Origin of the sequence: Kitasatospora sp. MMS16-BH015 (genome assembly GCF_002943525.1) — a bacterium.
Lineage (GTDB): Bacteria > Actinomycetota > Actinomycetes > Streptomycetales > Streptomycetaceae > Kitasatospora.
This window is the reverse complement of record NZ_CP025394.1, coordinates 4,114,130-4,130,681: the sequence shown is the minus strand read 5'-3', so window position 1 is coordinate 4,130,681 and position 16,552 is coordinate 4,114,130. Positions and strand designations below refer to the sequence as shown.

General features: G+C 74.5%; 14 protein-coding genes. 11 read left to right on the top strand and 3 right to left on the bottom strand.

From position 1 onward, the window contains the following. The first annotated feature begins 32 nt into the window (after nucleotides 1–32). The 6 genes from recR to CFP65_RS17785 all read left to right on the top strand — a co-directional run bounded on the left by recR (nucleotide 33) and on the right by CFP65_RS17785 (nucleotide 5,646). Nucleotides 33–632, top strand: coding sequence for a recombination mediator RecR (gene recR, locus CFP65_RS17810; RefSeq protein WP_104817031.1), 600 nt, complete (start codon nucleotides 33–35; stop codon nucleotides 630–632). Next, nucleotides 625–1,269, top strand: a complete 645-nt coding sequence (locus tag CFP65_RS17805; RefSeq protein ID WP_104817030.1) for a DUF5063 domain-containing protein — start codon at nucleotides 625–627, stop codon at nucleotides 1,267–1,269. The genes recR and CFP65_RS17805 overlap by 8 nt, the downstream gene beginning before the upstream one ends. 326 nt (nucleotides 1,270–1,595) lie before the next feature. Beyond that, nucleotides 1,596–2,876, top strand: coding sequence for an aspartate kinase (locus CFP65_RS17800; RefSeq protein WP_104817029.1), 1,281 nt, complete (start codon nucleotides 1,596–1,598; stop codon nucleotides 2,874–2,876). A 208-nt stretch (nucleotides 2,877–3,084) separates the two neighbouring features. Beyond that, nucleotides 3,085–3,708 (top strand): SigE family RNA polymerase sigma factor, encoded by a 624-nt coding sequence (locus CFP65_RS17795; protein WP_371682430.1) that lies wholly within the window; start codon nucleotides 3,085–3,087, stop codon nucleotides 3,706–3,708. After that, nucleotides 3,701–4,810, top strand: coding sequence for a hypothetical protein (locus tag CFP65_RS17790; protein WP_104817028.1), 1,110 nt, complete (start codon nucleotides 3,701–3,703; stop codon nucleotides 4,808–4,810). The genes CFP65_RS17795 and CFP65_RS17790 overlap by 8 nt, the downstream gene beginning before the upstream one ends. Before the next feature lie 62 nt (nucleotides 4,811–4,872). After that, nucleotides 4,873–5,646, top strand: coding sequence for an SURF1 family protein (locus tag CFP65_RS17785; RefSeq protein WP_104820957.1), 774 nt, complete (start codon nucleotides 4,873–4,875; stop codon nucleotides 5,644–5,646). Between the two features lie 5 nt (nucleotides 5,647–5,651). Here CFP65_RS17785 and CFP65_RS17780 read toward each other — a convergent pair whose 3' ends face one another. Both CFP65_RS17780 and CFP65_RS17775 read right to left on the bottom strand, forming a co-directional pair. Beyond that, nucleotides 5,652–7,478 (bottom strand): prolyl oligopeptidase family serine peptidase, encoded by a 1,827-nt coding sequence (locus CFP65_RS17780; RefSeq protein ID WP_104817027.1) that lies wholly within the window; start codon nucleotides 7,476–7,478, stop codon nucleotides 5,652–5,654. Between the two features lie 26 nt (nucleotides 7,479–7,504). Then, nucleotides 7,505–7,867 carry a nuclear transport factor 2 family protein gene (locus CFP65_RS17775; protein WP_104817026.1) on the bottom strand — a complete coding sequence of 121 codons (363 nt, stop codon included), beginning with the start codon at nucleotides 7,865–7,867 and terminating at the stop codon, nucleotides 7,505–7,507. Between the two features lie 114 nt (nucleotides 7,868–7,981). On the opposite strand from CFP65_RS17775, the gene CFP65_RS41825 reads away from it, so the two are divergent. Beyond that, entirely contained in the window at nucleotides 7,982–10,720 is a 2,739-nt protein-coding gene (locus CFP65_RS41825) for an AAA family ATPase (protein WP_104817025.1), read from the top strand. On the opposite strand, the gene CFP65_RS17765 is transcribed toward CFP65_RS41825, so the two are convergent. Next, nucleotides 10,721–12,217 carry an FAD-dependent monooxygenase gene (locus CFP65_RS17765; protein ID WP_104820956.1) on the bottom strand — a complete coding sequence of 499 codons (1,497 nt, stop codon included), beginning with the start codon at nucleotides 12,215–12,217 and terminating at the stop codon, nucleotides 10,721–10,723. Between the two features lie 249 nt (nucleotides 12,218–12,466). Between CFP65_RS17765 and CFP65_RS17760 the strand changes: the two genes are divergently transcribed. The 4 genes from CFP65_RS17760 to CFP65_RS17745 are packed head-to-tail and all read left to right on the top strand — an operon-like array spanning nucleotide 12,467 to nucleotide 16,543. After that, nucleotides 12,467–13,570, top strand: a complete 1,104-nt coding sequence (locus CFP65_RS17760; protein WP_104817024.1) for a SchA/CurD-like domain-containing protein — start codon at nucleotides 12,467–12,469, stop codon at nucleotides 13,568–13,570. A 32-nt stretch (nucleotides 13,571–13,602) separates the two neighbouring features. Next, nucleotides 13,603–14,043: a cupin domain-containing protein gene (locus CFP65_RS17755; protein ID WP_104817023.1), complete on the top strand. Its 441-nt coding sequence runs from the start codon at nucleotides 13,603–13,605 to the stop codon at nucleotides 14,041–14,043. Further along, complete coding sequence (locus tag CFP65_RS17750; protein ID WP_104817022.1) at nucleotides 14,040–15,305, top strand: beta-ketoacyl synthase; 1,266 nt, start codon at nucleotides 14,040–14,042, stop codon at nucleotides 15,303–15,305. The genes CFP65_RS17755 and CFP65_RS17750 overlap by 4 nt, the downstream gene beginning before the upstream one ends. Further along, nucleotides 15,302–16,543, top strand: coding sequence for a beta-ketoacyl synthase N-terminal-like domain-containing protein (locus tag CFP65_RS17745; protein ID WP_104817021.1), 1,242 nt, complete (start codon nucleotides 15,302–15,304; stop codon nucleotides 16,541–16,543). The genes CFP65_RS17750 and CFP65_RS17745 overlap by 4 nt, the downstream gene beginning before the upstream one ends. Nucleotides 16,544–16,552 lie beyond the last annotated feature (9 nt).

Sequence of the window (16,552 nt, the reverse complement as noted above, 5' to 3'; positions counted from 1 at the left end):
GAGCACCGGGGTCCACCGAGGAAAGGCGTGACGTGTACGAGGGCGTGGTTCAGGACCTGATCGACGAGTTGGGCAGGCTGCCCGGCGTCGGGCCCAAGAGCGCGCAGCGGATCGCCTTCCACGTGCTCCAGTCCGACCCGACGGACGTCCGGCGGCTGGCGCACGCGCTGCTCGAGGTCAAGGAGAAGGTCCGGTTCTGCGTGGTCTGCGGCAACGTGGCCGAGGCCGAGCAGTGCAAGGTCTGCCTGGACCCGCGGCGCGACCTCGCGGTGATCTGCGTGGTCGAGGAGCCGAAGGACGTGGTGGCGGTCGAGCGGACGCGCGAGTTCCGCGGCCGGTACCACGTGCTGGGCGGCGCGATCAGCCCGATCGAGGGCGTCGGCCCGGACGACCTGCGGATCCGGGAGCTGCTGGCGCGGCTCGCGGACGGCACGGTCAACGAGCTGATCCTGGCCACCGACCCCAACCTGGAGGGGGAGGCGACCGCCACCTACCTGGCCCGGCTCTGCAAGCCGATGGGCCTCAAGGTGACCCGACTGGCGAGCGGACTGCCCGTCGGCGGGGATCTGGAGTACGCCGACGAGGTCACCCTCGGCCGGGCCTTCGAAGGGAGACGACTGCTCGATGTCTGACCGTACGGTAAGCAGCACCCACCAGCAGGAGCCGGACGACTTCGCGGTGCAGATCGCGGATTCGGTGGAGAGCTTCGTGCTCGCCGTGACCGAGGTGGCCAAGGGCGACGAGCCCGGCAGCGCCGTCTCCCTGCTGCTCCTGGAGGTCTCCCAGCTGCTGCTCGCGGGGGGCAGGCTGGGCGCGATCGAGGACGTGGTGCCGGAGGACCGGTTCGAGCCGGACGCCGGCCCGGAGCCGGACGGGATCGAGCTGCGCGAGCGGCTGGCCGAACTGCTGGCGCCGATCGACGTCTACCACGAGGTCTTCGACCCGTACGGCCCGCCGGAGAAGCCGAACGCCTTCCGGATCTCGGACGACCTGGCCGGGGTGGTCAGCGAGCTGCGGCACGGGCTGACGCACTACCGCGAGGGCCGGGTCAGCGAGGCGCTCTGGTGGTGGCAGTTCTCCTACCTCTCCAACTGGGGCTCGACCTGCACGGCGGTGCTGCGCGCGCTGCAGTCGCTGATCGCGCACGTGCGCCTGGACAGCCCGATCGGGGCGGTGCCGGACGGTGCGGACACCGACGACGACGGGCTGACGGACGAGCAGCTGGAGCAGCAGGCGGGCGATCTGATGGCCGCCGAGCTCGGCCTCTGACCCCGCCGGAACACACCGGGGAACGCGCCGGAACACGCCCGGGCGGCGTGGTGTGACGTAGATCCCGCCGAGGCCGCCGCACGGTGAAATCCGGGGCCCGGCGGGCGCGGACCGGAGGATTTTCCGTCTGCGTACGGCCCGGCCCGCAGGGCTGCCTGCCGGGCCGGCGCACCGGTGATCACCAGGCGATATTGACGTCTCACCATATGGAATGCGGCGGTCGGCCGGGCCCCGCTCGTTAGACTGGCGCCGACCGCAGAACCCCCGCCACCCGGGGGTGCGGGGGCCTTGGGGCCCCCGACTACGACACAAGTCGAGGAGCGCACGTGGGCCTTGTCGTGCAGAAGTACGGCGGCTCATCCGTTGCGGATGCCGAGGGCATCAAGCGCGTAGCCCGCCGAATCGTTGACACCAAGAAGGCCGGCCATGAGGTCGTCGTCGTGGTGTCCGCGATGGGCGACACGACGGACGAGCTGATCGAACTCGCTGAGCAGGTGTCACCCATCCCTGCCGGACGCGAGTTCGACATGCTGCTGACGGCCGGGGAGCGGATCTCCATGGCGCTGCTGGCCATGGCGATCAAATCCCTCGGGCACGAGGCCCAGTCCTTCACGGGCAGCCAGGCCGGTGTGATCACCGACCAGGTCCACAACAAGGCGCGCATCATCGACGTGACGCCGGGCCGGATCCGCAGCGCCCTGGACGAGGGCAACATCGCGATCGTGGCCGGCTTCCAGGGCGTGTCCCAGGTCAGCAAGGACATCACCACGCTGGGCCGGGGCGGCTCGGACACCACCGCGGTGGCGCTGGCCGCCGCGCTCGGCGCCGAGGTCTGCGAGATCTACACCGACGTGGACGGCGTGTTCACCGCTGACCCGCGCGTGGTGAAGAAGGCCCGCAAGATCGACTGGATCGGCTTCGAGGACATGCTGGAGCTGGCTTCGTCCGGCTCCAAGGTGCTGCTCGACCGGTGTGTCGAGTACGCCCGCCGCTACAACATCCCGATTCACGTACGCTCGTCCTTCTCGGGTCTTCCCGGGACGATCGTCAGCAACGACAACCCGAACAAGCCCGAAGGGGGCGAGATGGAGCAGGCCATCATCTCCGGAGTCGCCCACGACACGTCCGAGGCCAAGGTGACGGTCGTCGGCGTGCCGGACAAGCCGGGCGAGGCGGCCCGGATCTTCCGCGCGATCGCGGACGCCGAGGTCAACATCGACATGGTGGTGCAGAACGTCTCCCAGGCGTCCACCGGCCTCACCGACATCTCCTTCACCTGCCCCAAGACCGAGGGCCAGAAGGCCATCGACGCGCTGGGCCGGGTCAAGGAGGGCATCGGCTTCGAGTCGCTGCGCTACGACGACGCGATCGGCAAGATCTCCCTGGTCGGCGCCGGCATGCGCTCCAACCCGGGCGTCACGGCCACCTTCTTCGAGGCGCTCTCCGAGGCCGGGGTCAACATCGAGCTGATCTCCACCTCGGAGATCCGGATCTCGGTGGTCACCCGCGCCGACGACGTGAACGAGGCCGTCCGCGCCGTGCACACCGCGTTCGGCCTCGACACCGAGAGTGACGAGGCCGTGGTGTACGGCGGCACCGGCCGCTGACCTGCGGTGACGTGACCCGGTAGGGCGTCTCCCCCCCGTCGAAAGGGGGAGGCGCACACCGGGTCCGGGGTGTCACAATCCCTCATCGGCCCTCGAGAACGGCCTGCCGAAAAAAGTTCCGCACCGGGTACAACCATCCGGGCGGGTGGCGGGTCGAACGGGCGTGGCAAACGTGATGGTGGGGGCACGCCCGGTGAGAGTGGCACCGTTGGGCCTGCGCGTGATCAACCAGGTCGTACCGACGACACCGGTCGAGCCGGCAGGTCCGGGCAGCGCGGGCGGCGGGTCCTCGCCCGGCGCCGAGGGGCCGTACGTGCTGGAGGAGATCCAGCCGCTCGGCGCGACCACCGACCTGCTCACCGCGACCTACCAGGCCCACTACCGCTCGCTGCTGCGGCTGGCCGCCCTGCTCCTGGACGACCTCTCCTCCTGCGAGGACGTGGTGCAGGAGGCGTTCATCCGGGTGCACGCCGCCCGCTCCCGGGTGCGCGAGCCCGAGAAGACCCTGGCCTACCTGCGCCAGACCGTGGTCAACCTCTCCCGCTCCACCCTGCGCCGGCGCCTGCTCGGCCTGCGGCTGGCCCCCAAGCCGATGCCCGACATGGCCAGCGCCGAGGAGGGCGCGTACGACGCGCTGGAGCGCGACGAACTCAAGGCGGCGCTCAAGGGTCTGCAGCGCCGTCAGCGCGAGGTGCTGGTGCTGCGGTACTTTGCCGACCTGACGGAAGCCCAGACCGCCGACGCCCTCGGGATATCGGTCGGCTCGGTGAAGGCTTACGGCTCGCGGGGCCTCGCGGCGCTGCGCCAGCGGATGGAGGCCACCCGTGGCTGACGACCAGTACGGCAAGCCGCCGGGCCCGCTCGGCGAGGAGGACGCCGTCCGCGCCCTCTTCCACGGCTACGCCGACCAGCTCGAGCCCGCTCCGGACGCGCTGCGCCGGATCCGCTACGAAGTGCCGCGCCGCCGCGCCCGGCGCCACCACCTGACCACCGGCGCGGTGGCGGCCGTGATGCTGCTCGCCGTGGCGGTGCCGAGCTTCTCCGGCGCCCACCTGATGAACCACCCGGGCGAGCCGCAGACCGCCGCGACCTTCGCGCAGGGCGGCGACGCCTGGTCCACCTCGCCCAGCCCGGTGCCGAGCAGCCCGCGCCCGTCCGCCTCCTCGGCCAGCCCCTCGGCCTCGGCGAGCGAGAGCCCCACCGGCAGCCCCACGGCCGGCAGCAGCTCCTCCTCCGACGGCGGGGGAAGCGGCAGCGGCAGCGGTGGCGGCCAGTCCGTGGGCTCCGGCGGCGCGCCGAGCACCACGGCGGCCGGCACGCCCTCCAGCACGCCCACCAGCACTCCGGCCTGCCGCCGCAGCGACCTCGGCCACGGCACGGCCCAGCAGTCCCCGGCGGACGCGCAGGGCCGCACCTACGGCTCGTTCACCGTCTACAACGTCTCCGGGCACTCCTGCACCATCACCGGCCAGGGCAGCCTGCGGGTCGACTCCGGCGGTGGCGGCCAGCAGGTGCAGGTGGCCGACTACCACCCGGGCGACCCGGTGAACCTGCCGGACCCGTCCACCGCCCCGGCCGTGCTCAAGCTCGACCCGCAGGACGGCTACCAGGTGCAGTTCGCCTGGGTGCCGGAGTCCTCCTGCGCCAACGCGGGCACCGGCGCCGACCGCCGGCCCCGGGTGGCGGCGGCCGACTCGCCGAGCCCCGCCGCCGATCCCTCGCCCAGCGCGCCGGCCTCGCCCACCGCCAGCCCCAGCCCGACCGACACCCCGGTCGACCCGGGCGGCCTGGCCACCACCTACACGCTCACCCACACCCCGCCCACCGGCGGCTCGGCCGCCGCCAGCCTCACCCTCAGCACTACCTGCGGCGCGACCGTCTACCGCGCCGCGCCGGTGGAGATCGAGGCCGGGCAGGCCCCCGAGCCGCCGTGATCCCGCGCGCACCGGCACCCCAGGTGCCGGTGCGCGGCGTGAAGGTGGTTACGGTGGTGGGTGTGTACCGATTCCTCCTGAGTCCGCGCTGGTTGGGCGGCACCGCCGTCGCCCTGGTCGCCATCGTGGTCTGCCTCTGGCTCGGCTCCTGGCAGCTCAGCCGCTTCGAGGCGCGGGCGTCGAGCCACCACGGCAGCGCGAGCACGGCGGCCGGCCCGCCCGTGTCGTTGGACGGCGTGCTCACCGCCGCCAGCCCGCTGGTCGGCACCGACACCGTCGGCAAGCCGGTCAGCGCGACCGGCCGGTACGACCAGGCGCACCAACTGCTCGTCCCGGACCGCACGCTGGACGGCAGGCAGGGCTACTACGTGCTCACCCCGCTGCGCACCGCCGACGGCCGGGCCGTCGCGGTGGTCCGCGGCTGGGCCCCGGGCGCCCCCGGCCAGGCCGCTGCCCCCGCGGTGCCCGCCGCTCCGGCCGGTGAGCAGACCGTCTCCGGCCGGCTCCAGGCCCCGGAGAGCAGCGGCAGCAACGGCGCGGTGGCCGGCGGCCTGCCGACCGGCCAGCTCGGCACGATCAGCCCGGCGGCCCTGGTCAACCTGCTGCCCTACCCCGTCTACGACGGCTGGATCGCCTCCGACCAGCCGGCCGCCGGCCTCACCGCCGTGCCCACCGTGCAGCCCCAGGGCGGGGACGGCCTGAGCCTGCGGGCCTTCCAGAACCTCGGCTACACCCTGGAGTGGTTCGTCTTCGCGGCCTTCGTGGTCTTCATGTGGTTCCGCCTGGTGCGCCGCGAGGCCGAGGCGGTGGAGGACCGCCGCCTCGGCCTGGCCTGAGGTCGCTACAGCCCCAGGTGCTTGCGGGCGAAGCCGATCTCCTGCCGGAGCTGGCGGATCCGCTCCTCGACCACCAGCGAGCCGTGGCCCGCGTCGAAGCGGTACACCTCGTGCTCCTTGCCCAGCGCGGCCAGCCGGTCGACGTAGTTGTCGATCTGGCGGATCGGGCAGCGTGGGTCGTTGACCCCGGCCGAGAGGTAGACCGGAGCGCGGACGGCCTCGACGTAGGTGAGCGGCGAGGAGGCCGCCCAGCGCTCGGGCACCTCCTCGGGCGTGCCGCCGAAGAGCGTGCGGTCGAGCGACTTCAGCGCCTCCATCTCGTCCTCGTAGGCCGTCAGGTAGTCGGCCACCGGCACCGCCGCCAGGCCCACCGCCCAGGCCTCCGGCTGGGTGCCGAGCCCGAGCAGGGTGAGGTAGCCGCCCCAGGAGCCGCCGGAGAGCACCAGCTTGGCCGGATCGGCCAGCCCGGAGGAGACGGCCCACGCGCGGACGGCCGCCACGTCCTCCAGCTCGATCAGGCCGACCCGCTCCCGCAGCGCGTCCGTCCAGGCCTGCCCGTAGCCGGTGGAGCCCCGGTAGTTGACCCGCACCACCGCGAAGCCGTGGTCGACCCAGGCCGCCGGGCCCGAGGCGAAGGCGTCGGTGTCGTGGTACGTCGGGCCGCCGTGCAGCTCGAAGACGGTCGGGAACGGGCCCTCGCCCGCCGGGCGCTGCACCAGCGCGTGCACCCGCCCGCCCGGCCCGTCCACCCAGGCGTCCTCCACCGGCACCGAGCCGGCCGGCTGCTCACCGGCCGCCCGCAGCACCACCGCGCCGCTGGTCGAGCGCACCGCCGCGGGCTCGGCGGCCGAGGACCAGAGGAACTCCACCGTGCCGTCCGGCCGGGGCGTGGCCCCGGCGATGGTGCCGCGCGGGGTGTCCAGCCGGGTCAGCTCACCGGTCTCCAGGCGGTAGGAGTACAGCTCGCTGCGGGCCTCGTACTCGTGCTCGACGAGCAGGGCGGCGGCGTCCGGCCGCCACTGCGCCGAGAGGTCACCGGGGAAGCCCGATCCTGATTCGGCCTCGCCTTCGGCGCCGCGCAGCCGCAGCTCGGTCTCGGCCCCGGTGACCGGGTCCCAGAGCATCGGCTCCCACCGCCCCCGGCGCTGGTGCGCCACCAGCAGCCGGCTGTCACCGACGGCCGGGGCGAAGCCCAGGCAGGCGTAGCCGAGCGGCAGCTCGGCGCCGGTCACCCCGTCCAGCTCGCCGACCGTGGAGCCGTCGGCGGTGCGGACCACCCGCAGCGCGGAGTGCATCGCGTCGCCGTGCTCGGTGTGGTCGATCGCCAGCAGCGAGCCGTCGAAGGAGAGGTCGCCCACGCCGGCGTACTCGGGATGGCGGTAGAGCACCTCCACCGCCTCGGCGCCCGGCCGGCGCAGGTAGAGCGTGCTGCCCTCCTCGTCGGCGGAGCAGCCGACCACCACCGTGCCGTCCCGGCCGAGCGCCAGGCCCGCCGAGTAGGCGGCGGGCACCCCCGGGACGGCCTCCTCGTCGGCGCCGCCCGCGAAGGGCTGGCGGCGCCAGACGCCCAGCTCGTCACCGTCCCGGTCGTCGAACCACCAGATCCACTCGCCGTCCGGGCTCAGCTCGGCCTCGGTGGTGCCGTGCGCCCGGTCGGTGGCCCGGCGGTGGGTGTCGGTGCCCCGGTCCCAGGCGTACACCTCGTAGACGCCGGTCAGGTTCGACACGTACAGGGACTTCTCGGGGGCGTCCTCGGCCCAGCCCGGCAGGCCCACCCGGGGCGCCCGGAACCGCTGCTCCCAGCCGGGGACGGTACTGATCTCCTCGCTCATGCCCCCATCCAACCAAGCCCCCGCACTCAGGCGCCCGGCACCCGGTCCAGGAAGCCCAGCACACTGGTGATCCGCCCCTGCCCGTCCGCCGCCACGGCGTCGAACCCGACGATCAGCGCCTCCTCCCCGGCCGGCCCCAACAGCCAGGTGAACCGCCCCACGTGGTGGTGCGCGTCCACCGGCCCGAGCGTGAACACGAACCCGGGGAACTGTGCCTGCACGGCTCCGATCGCCCCGTCGATCGCCTCCCGCCCGGTCAGGTCCACCAGCGGGTCGGTGTAGCGCCCCTCCTCGGCCCACAGCTCGTCGATCAGCTTGCGGCGGGTGGGCTGGTCGGTCTCGTTCCAGGTGGCGATGTAGCGCTCGGCCAGCTGCTGGAAGTCGGTCATCTCGGGCTCCTCGGTGGTGTGTTGTCCTTGTGCTCCGAAGGTACGGGCGGGCGGGGTGGCGGCGAATCGGTCAGGGATAGGTACCGGATGACGTAGCTGACTAGAGTCCTGGTCATGCTGTACGGGAGAGCGGGGGAGCAGCAGGTCGTCGACCGGCTGCTGGCACAGGCCCGGGACGGGCGGAGCGCGGCGCTGGTGCTGCGGGGTGAACCGGGCATCGGCAAGAGCGCGTTGCTCGACCATGCCGAGGAACGGGCCGAGGGGTTCCGGGTGATCCGGGCGGCCGGGGTGGAGAGCGAGGCCGAACTGCCCTTCGCCGGGCTCGGGTTGCTGCTCGGCTCGGCGGCCGACCGGCTGTCCGCGCTGCCCGGCCCGCAGCGCCGCGCCCTGGAGGCGGCCTTCGGCCTGGCCGAGCAGGGCCCGGGCGACCGGCTGCTCACCGGCCTGGCCACCCTCGGCCTGCTCGCCGAACTCGCCACCGAGCAGCCCCTGTTGTGTCTGGTGGACGACGCGCACTGGCTGGACGGCGCCTCCGCCGAGGCCCTGCTGATCGCCGCCCGCCGGCTCCGGGCCGAGGCGGTGGTGCTGCTCTTCGCCGCCCGGGACGATCAAGGGGCCTTCCCTGCCCCGGGGTTGGCCGAACTGCCGGTCGGCCCGCTGGCCCCGACCGCCGCCGCCGAGCTGCTCGCCGGCCGGCCCCAGGCGATCGCCCGCCGGGTGCTCGCCGAGGCGCACGGCAACCCGCTGGCCCTCATCGAACTCCCCGCCGCCCTCGCCCTGGAACCGCCCGGCTCCGGCCCCGGCACCGTCCCGCTCACCGGCCGCCTCGGCCTGGCCTTCCACGGCCGGATCACCCGGCTGCCCGCCGCCACCCAGACCCTGCTGCTGGTCGCGGCGGCCGAGGAGAGCGGCGAACTCGACACCGTCCTCGGGGCCGCCGCCACCCTCGGCGTCGGCCCCGACAGCCTGCCGCCCGCCGAGGAGCAGGCCGTCCTGCGGGTCACGGCCGACCACCGCCTGCTCTTCCGGCACCCCCTGCTGCGCGCCGCCGTGCTCCAACGGGCGCCACTGTCGGCCAGACTGGCCGCCCACCGGGCCCTCGCCGAAGCCTGCCCACCGGGCGACCGCCGCACCTGGCACCAGGCCCTGGCCGCCACCGGCCCCGACGCGGCCCTCGCCGACGCCCTCGCCCGCACCGCCACCGCAGCCGCCGCCCGCGGCGGCCCCGCCGGTGCCGCCGCCGCCTTCGAACGCGCCGCCCGCCTCACCCCCGACCCCGCCCTGGCCACCCACCGCCTGGTCCTCGCCGCCGAATCGGCCACCGAGGCCGGCGATCTGGACCAGGCCGAAGCCCTCGCCACCCGCGCCCTCGCCCGCACCCCCGCCGCCACCCCCCTCCTCACCGGCCCCCGCGCCACCGCCCACTTCCGTCGCGGTGACCACCCGGCGGCGTACGAGCTCCTCCTGGCGGGAGCCCGGAGCGAGTCCGTCGGAGGCGACCGCGCCCGGCTGCTGCTCCAGGCCTTCCACGTCGCCTGGTACCTCGGTGAGCCGGAACTCGGCACCGTCATCGACGAGTTGTCCACCCTCGCACTGCCGTCCACCGACCCCGCCGCACCGCTCGCCGAGTACCTGAGTGCCGTCACCCGGCCCCTGCTCGGCCGCCCGGCCCCCGCCCTGCCGCCGGCCGCCGAGGTGATCGACCGGGCCCGCCGGGCGGGCGCCGCACCGCGCGATCTGGTCCAGGTCTGCGGCGCGACCCTGATCCTGGGGCGGGACGAGGAGACCCACCGCCTGGCCGCCGAGCTCGCGGCCGAGGCCCGCACCACCGGAGCCGTCGGCCCGCTGCCCACCCTGCTCTTCTTCCAGGCCGAGGCCGAGCTCTTCCACGGCCGCCACCGCGACGCCGAAGTCACCGCCGCCGAGGGCCTGGCCCTGGCCATGGACACCGGCCAGCGTCAGTGGGTCAGTCAACTCCGGAGCCTGCAGGCCTACGTGGCGGCCATCGCGGGCGAAGAACAGACCTGCGCCGAGCTGGCCGCCGCCGCCCTCGACGCCCCCGGCCCGGCCCAGGCGGCCGGCCACCCCTGGGCCCAGTGGGCCCTTGCCCTGCTCGACCTCGGCCACGGCCGGGCCGCCGCCGCGCTGGACCGCCTCGGCACGCTGACCGGCGGCCGCTACCGCCACCACGTCTCGGCCACCCGTGCCGTCCCCGACCTGGTCGAGGCCGCCGTCCGCCTCGGCACCCCGGAGGCGGCCGCCGAGGCCCACCAGCGCTGGGAGCGCTGGGCCACCGCCGCCGACCAGCCCTGGGCCCATGCCCTCCGCCTCCGCTGCCAAGCCCTGCTCGGCCCGGAGGAGTTGGCCGAATCCGCCTACCTGGCCGCCCTCGACCAGCACGCGCCGACCCGCCCCTTCGAACAGGCCCGCACCGCCCTGCTCTACGGCGAGTGGCTCCGCCGCACCCGCCGCCGCACCGAGGCCCGTACCCCGCTGCGCGCGGCCCTCGAAACCTTCGACCGCCTCGGCGCCCACCCCTGGTCCGCCCGCACCCGCACCGAGCTCGCCGCCACGGGCACCCCCACCCCCGCCACCCCGCCCACCGGCCCCCTGGCCACCCTCACCCCACAGGAACTCCAGATCGTCCGCCTGGCCGCCCAGGGCCTCCCCAACCGCGACATAGCCGCCCAACTCTTCCTGAGCCCCCGCACGGTGGGCCACCACCTCTACAAGGCCTACCCGAAGCTGGGAGTCGCAGGACGGGGGGAGCTGACCGGATTCTTCGATGAGCAGAGCAGCCACCCCAGGGGCTCGGGGACCGCGAGGGCATCCCCTGGGGCGTGCACTCGGTGATCAGCGCCCCAACAGCCCCTCCAACACCCCCCGGACCTCGCCCACATCCTCCCCGGCCCAAGCCACGAACCCATCCGGCCGCACCAGCACGGCCCCCTCCACCCCGGGCACCTCCACCACCTGCAACGGCACCGCACCGCTGTCCACAGCCTGGGGAGAACTCACCAGCAAGGTGAACGACCCCTCGAAGAGGTCCAGCGTCGACCGCCCGTCCGGCAGCCACCGGTGCGGGGCCCGGCCGCCCACCACGACCCGACCCGGCTCGAACTTTTCCGGGATCACCGGCTCCGCGTACCGGTAGCCGAGCGCCACCGCCAGCACGTTCTGCTGCCGCCCGGCTCCCGGCAGGGCCGCGTACCCGGGGTGCCGGTGCTCCGCCGACCGCTCGGCGGCCCGCGCGGCCGTGGCCACCGCCACCGGCCGTCGCTCCCGCCCGTAGCTCTCCAACAACCCCGCCTCGGCCCAACCGCCCAGCACGGCAGCCAACTTCCAGGCCAGGTTGTGCGCGTCCTGGATCCCGGTGTTGGAGCCGAACGCCCCGGTCGGCGACATCTCGTGCGCGGCGTCGCCCGCCAGGAAGACCCGCCCGGCCGAGTACCGCTCGGCCACCCGTTCCGCGGCGTGCCACGGCGCCCGACCGGTGATCTCCACCTCCAGGTCCGGCACCCCGGCCGCCGCCCGGATGTGCGCGATGCACCGTTCGTCCGTGAAGGCGTCCAACTCCTCGCCCGTCTCCGGGTGCCAGGGCAGGTGGAAGACCCACTGCTCCCGGTTGTCCACCGGCAGCAGGGCACCGGCCCCGGCCGGATCGGTCAGGTAGCAGGCGATGAACCGCCGGTCGCCGACCACGTCCGCCAGCCGCTTCGCCTTGAAGGTGACCGACACGTTGTGGAAGAGGTCGCCGCGCCCGGTCTGCCCGATCCCCAGGGCCTCCCGCACGGGGCTCCGCGGTCCGTCCGCCGCGATCAAGTACTGGGCCCGCACGGTCCGTTCGGCTCCGCCGTCCCGCTCCCGGAGCAGGGCCGTCACCCCGTCCGCGTCCTGCTCGAAGCTCACCAGCTCCGTCCCGTACCGCAGGTCGCCGCCCAACTCCCGGGCGCGGTGCAGCAGTACGGGCTCCAGGTCGTTCTGGCTGCACAGGCACCACCCGCTCGGGCTGAACTTCGCCAGGGCGCCGCCCGGGTCGATCTCCTTGAAGAGCCACTCCTGTTCGGCCCCGCTCAGGGTGTCGGCCTGCAGGATGCCGTGGTTCTCGGCGAGCACCGAGGCGGCGGCCCGGATCGAGTCCTCCACCCCGGCCACCCGGAACAGCTCCATGGTGCGGACGTTGTTGCCGCGCCCGCGCGGATGGTGCGAGGTGCCGGCGTGCTTCTCGGCCAGCAGGTGCGGCACCCCGAGCCGGCCCAGGAAGAGCGAGGCGGAGAGCCCCACCAACGAGCCCCCCACGATCAGCACCGGAGTCTTCACCACGTCCACCTCAGTCTCCACAGCGTTCATGCCGTCCACCCTCGGCCCTCCGGCCCGAAGCCGCTCGGCCAGGACGCCCGCCCGCCGCGCCGTTCGCCCGGATGGCTTCCAGCTCTCGCGCGGTACGGATGCTCCCCGCACGATCGACCTCAGGTTTCAGCGGCGGTCACCGAGCGTCGATCGCCCCTCCCGGACCAGTCACCGGCAGCACGTCACGCCCGGTCACCCGCCACGGTCCGGCCGGGCCGCCGCCGTGGACGTCCAAGGAGAGACGGATACATGACCACCCCCGTGAGCACCCTGACCCACTCCCCGGCCGGCCGCTCCGCGGCCACCCGCACCAGGCTCCGCGTCGTGCTGCTCTGCGACGTCATGGACGGCGCCCAGCAGCGCTTCCTGGCCGCCTACGAGCAGCTCCGCCACCAGGTCGCGGCCGTGCCCGGCCACGTCACCGACCAGCTCTGCCAGTCGATCGAGGACCCCTCGCAGTGGCTGATCACCAGCGAATGGGAGAGCGCGCAGCCGTTCCTGGCCTGGGTGGACAGCGAGGCCCACCGCGCGATGGTCCGGCCGCTGCACGGCTGCGTCCGGGACACCCGGAGCCTGCGGTTCAGCATCATGCGGGAGACCTCCGGCGAGGAGACCTTCGACTCCACCCAGGCCCCGGTGCTGGACGGCACCGTGCGGCACGCGCTGACCTTCACCGTGAAGCCCGGCAGCGAGCCCGAGGTGGCCCGGATCCTCTCCGGCTACAGCTCCCCGGCCGCCCGGGTGGACGACCACACCCGGCTGCTGCGCACCTCCCTCTTCCTGCGCGGCAACCGGGTGGTCCGCTCGGTGGAGGTCGAGGGCGACCTGGCTGCCGCCCTGCGGCACGTGGCCGCCCAGCCCGAGGTGCGGGCGGTGGAGGAGGCGATCAACCCGTACCTGGAGCAGCACCGCGACCTGGCCGACCCGGAGTCGGCGAGGGCCTTCTTCATGCGGGCCGCACTGCCCGCCGTGCACCACACGGCGGCCGAGCAGCCGCGCGGCACGGTGACCCGGTACGCCCTGCAGTACCCCGTTCGGCCCGGCTGCGGCGCGGCGGTGGCCGCACTGCTGGCCCGCCAGGACGCGCTCGCCGTCCGCGAGGGCGGTCACCCGTTCGCGGGCAGCACCGTCTTCCAGCGCGAGGACACCGTGGTGCGGGTGGTCGACCTGACCGCCGAGCCCGAGACGGTGCCCGCGCTGGCCCTCGGCGTGGTCGGCCCCCGGGCCGTCGCGGTGCTGGCCCGGCTGACCGCACCCGTCGGCCACGACCTGCGCACCCCGGCCGGCCTGGCCCGGTTCGCCGCCGACTGCTCGATGGCGCTGCTCACCGACCGCCGCGCGAAAGACGCCTGATCCCCGATCTCGCCCAGCTTGAGGAGCCCGAGATGACCACTCCGCACCCCCGCATCCTGCACATCGACGAGGCGCCGTCCAACCGTCGCCACGGTGCCGAGCTGCGGCCCCTGCTCACCCCCACCGCCGTCGGCTCCACCAGCGGCTTCATGGGGCTGGCGATCGTCCGGCCGGGCGAGCGGATCGCCGAGCACTACCACCCGTACTCGGAGGAGTTCGTGTACGTGGTCAGCGGCGAGCTGGAGGTGGACCTGGACGGGGAGCCGCACCGGCTGCGGCCGGACCACGGGCTGATGATCCCCGTCGACATGCGGCACCGGTTCCGCAACGTCGGCCGCACCGAGGCCCGGATGGTCTTCCACCTCGGCCCGCTCGCCCCGCGCCCCGAGCTCGGGCACGTCAGCACCGAGGAGGCGCCGGAGGCCGCCACCCCGCCGCCGGAACACCCCGCGCCCAGCGAGGTCGTCGCATGACCAGGCGGGTGGCCGTCACCGGGATCGGCGTGGTCGCCCCCGGCGGGATCGGCGCCCCCGCGTTCTGGGAGCAGCTGACCGCCGGCCGGACGGCGACCCGGGGCATCACCCTCTTCGACCCGACCGGCTTCCGGTCCCGGATCGCCGCCGAATGCGACTTCGACCCGGCCGCGCACGGGCTCGACCCGGCCACGGTGGCCCGCTCCGACCGGTACGTGCAGTTCGCGCTGGCCGCCGCCGACGAGGCGGTGCGCCACGCCGGGCTCGATCTGGCGGCGCTGGACCCCTGGCGGGTCGCGGTCTCGCTGGGCACCGCCGTGGGCGGCACCACCCGGCTGGAGCACGACTACACCGCCGTCAGCGACGGCGGCGCGCGCTGGGCGGTGGACCCGCGCCGGGCCGATCCGCACCTGCACCGGGCCTTCTCGCCCTCCACCCTGGCCTCGGCGGTGGCCGAGCGGGTGGGCGCGCGCGGGCCGGTGCAGAGCGTCTCCACCGGCTGCACCTCGGGCCTGGACGCGATCGGCTACGCCTTCCACGCGATCGAGGAGGGCCGGGCCGACGTCTGCGTGGCCGGGGCGGCCGATTCGCCGATCTCCCCGATCACGGTGGCCTGCTTCGACGCCATCCACGCCACCTCCGAGCGCAACGACGACCCGGCGCACGCCTCCCGCCCGTTCGACGCGGACCGGGACGGCTTCGTGCTCGGCGAGGGCGGGGCGGTGCTGATCCTCGAGGAGCTCGGCCACGCCCGCCGCCGAGGGGCCCAAGTGCACTGCGAGATCGGCGGATTCGCCACCTACGGGAACGCCTACCACATGACCGGGCTGACCCAGGAGGGACGCGAGATGTCCGAGGCGATCGACCGGGCCTTGGCCCACGCCCGGGTGGACGGCAGCGAGATCGACTACGTCAACGCGCACGGCTCCGGCACCAAGCAGAACGACCGGCACGAGACCGCCGCCGTGAAGCGCTCGCTCGGCGCCCACGCCTACGCGACGCCGATGAGCTCGATCAAATCCATGGTCGGCCACTCGCTCGGCGCCATCGGCGCGATCGAACTCGCCGCCTGCGTCCTGGCGTTGATGCACCAGGTGGTGCCGCCCACGGCCAACTACGAGACGCCGGATCCGGAGTGCGACCTCGACTACGTGCCGCGCACCGCCCGGCCGGCCCGGCTGCGGCACGTGCTCTCGGTCGGCAGCGGCTTCGGCGGCTTCCAGTCGGCCGTGCTGCTCCGGCAGGCGGGGGTGGCGGCATGACGGCGATCCTGCCCGGCCGCCGGGCCGTGCTCACCGGCATCGGCGTGATCTCCCCCAACGGGGTCGGCGCGGACGACTTCTGGAAGGCCACCCGGGAGGGTCGCAACGTGCTCGGCCCGGTCACCCGGGAGGGCTGCGAGCGGCTGCCGCTGCGGGTGGCCGGCCAGGTCACCGGCTTCGAGGCCGAGGAGGCGGTCGAGGGCCGCTACCTGGTGCAGACCGACCGGTTCACCCACTACGCGATGGCCGCCGCCGACCTCGCCCTGGCCGACGCCCGGTTCGAGCGGGAGGCCGGCTCGCCGTTCGCGATCGGCGTGGTCACCGCGGCGGGCTCCGGCGGCGGCGAGTTCGGCCAGCGCGAGCTCCAGCAACTCTGGGGCCAGGGGCCGCAGTTCGTCGGCCCCTACCAGTCGATCGCCTGGTTCTACGCCGCCTCCACCGGCCAGATCTCGATCCGCGGCGGCTTCAAGGGCCCCTGCGGGGTGGTGGCCAGCGACGAGGCGGGCGGCCTGGACGCGCTGGCCCACGCCGCCCGCACCATCCGGCGCGGCACCGACACCGTGGTGGTCGGCGCCGCCGAGGCCCCGCTCGCCCCGTACTCGGTGGTCTGCCAGCTCGGCTACCCCGAACTGAGCCTGGCCGAGGACCCGGAGAGCGCCTACCTCCCGTTCAGCCCGGCCGCGAGCGGCTTCGTGCCGGCCGAGGGCGGCGCGATGTTCGTGGTCGAGGACGAGGCCACCGCGCGCGGCCGGGGTGCCCGGATCCGGGCCGAACTCGCGGGCCATGCCGCCACCTTCACCGGCGCCTCGGCCTGGGCCGCCTCCCGCGAGGGCCTGGCCCACGCCATCCGGGGCGCCCTGGAGGAGGCGCACTGCGCCCCCGACGAGGTCGACGTGGTCTTCGCCGACGCCCTCGGCGTCCCCGAGGCCGACCTCGCCGAGGCCCTCGCGCTGGCCGACGCGCTCGGCGAACACGCCGCCTACGTGCCGGTCACCGCGCCCAAGTCCGGTACCGGCCGGGCCTACTGCGGCGCACCGCTGATCGACACCGCCGCCGCCGTGCTCGCCATGGAGCAGAGCCTGATCCCGCCCACCCCGGGCGTCACCGCGCTCCGCGACGGCCTCGACATCGACCTGGTGACCGGCTTCGCCCGCGCCGCCGAGCTGCGCACCGCCCTGGTGCTCAGCCGGGGGCTGATGGGCTCCAACTCGGCGCTCGTACTGCGCCGCCCGTACTGAAATCCGTTG

Coding starts and splice junctions, on each gene's coding strand:
- CFP65_RS41825 (WP_104817025.1), top strand. CDS start 7,982: ATGCTGTACGGGAGAGCGGGGGAGCAGCAGGTCGTCGACCGGCTGCTG.
- CFP65_RS17775 (WP_104817026.1), bottom strand. CDS start 7,867: ATGACCGACTTCCAGCAGCTGGCCGAGCGCTACATCGCCACCTGGAAC.
- CFP65_RS17805 (WP_104817030.1), top strand. CDS start 625: ATGTCTGACCGTACGGTAAGCAGCACCCACCAGCAGGAGCCGGACGAC.
- CFP65_RS17745 (WP_104817021.1), top strand. CDS start 15,302: ATGACGGCGATCCTGCCCGGCCGCCGGGCCGTGCTCACCGGCATCGGC.
- CFP65_RS17765 (WP_104820956.1), bottom strand. CDS start 12,217: ATGAACGCTGTGGAGACTGAGGTGGACGTGGTGAAGACTCCGGTGCTG.
- CFP65_RS17780 (WP_104817027.1), bottom strand. CDS start 7,478: ATGAGCGAGGAGATCAGTACCGTCCCCGGCTGGGAGCAGCGGTTCCGG.
- CFP65_RS17750 (WP_104817022.1), top strand. CDS start 14,040: ATGACCAGGCGGGTGGCCGTCACCGGGATCGGCGTGGTCGCCCCCGGC.
- CFP65_RS17755 (WP_104817023.1), top strand. CDS start 13,603: ATGACCACTCCGCACCCCCGCATCCTGCACATCGACGAGGCGCCGTCC.
- CFP65_RS17760 (WP_104817024.1), top strand. CDS start 12,467: ATGACCACCCCCGTGAGCACCCTGACCCACTCCCCGGCCGGCCGCTCC.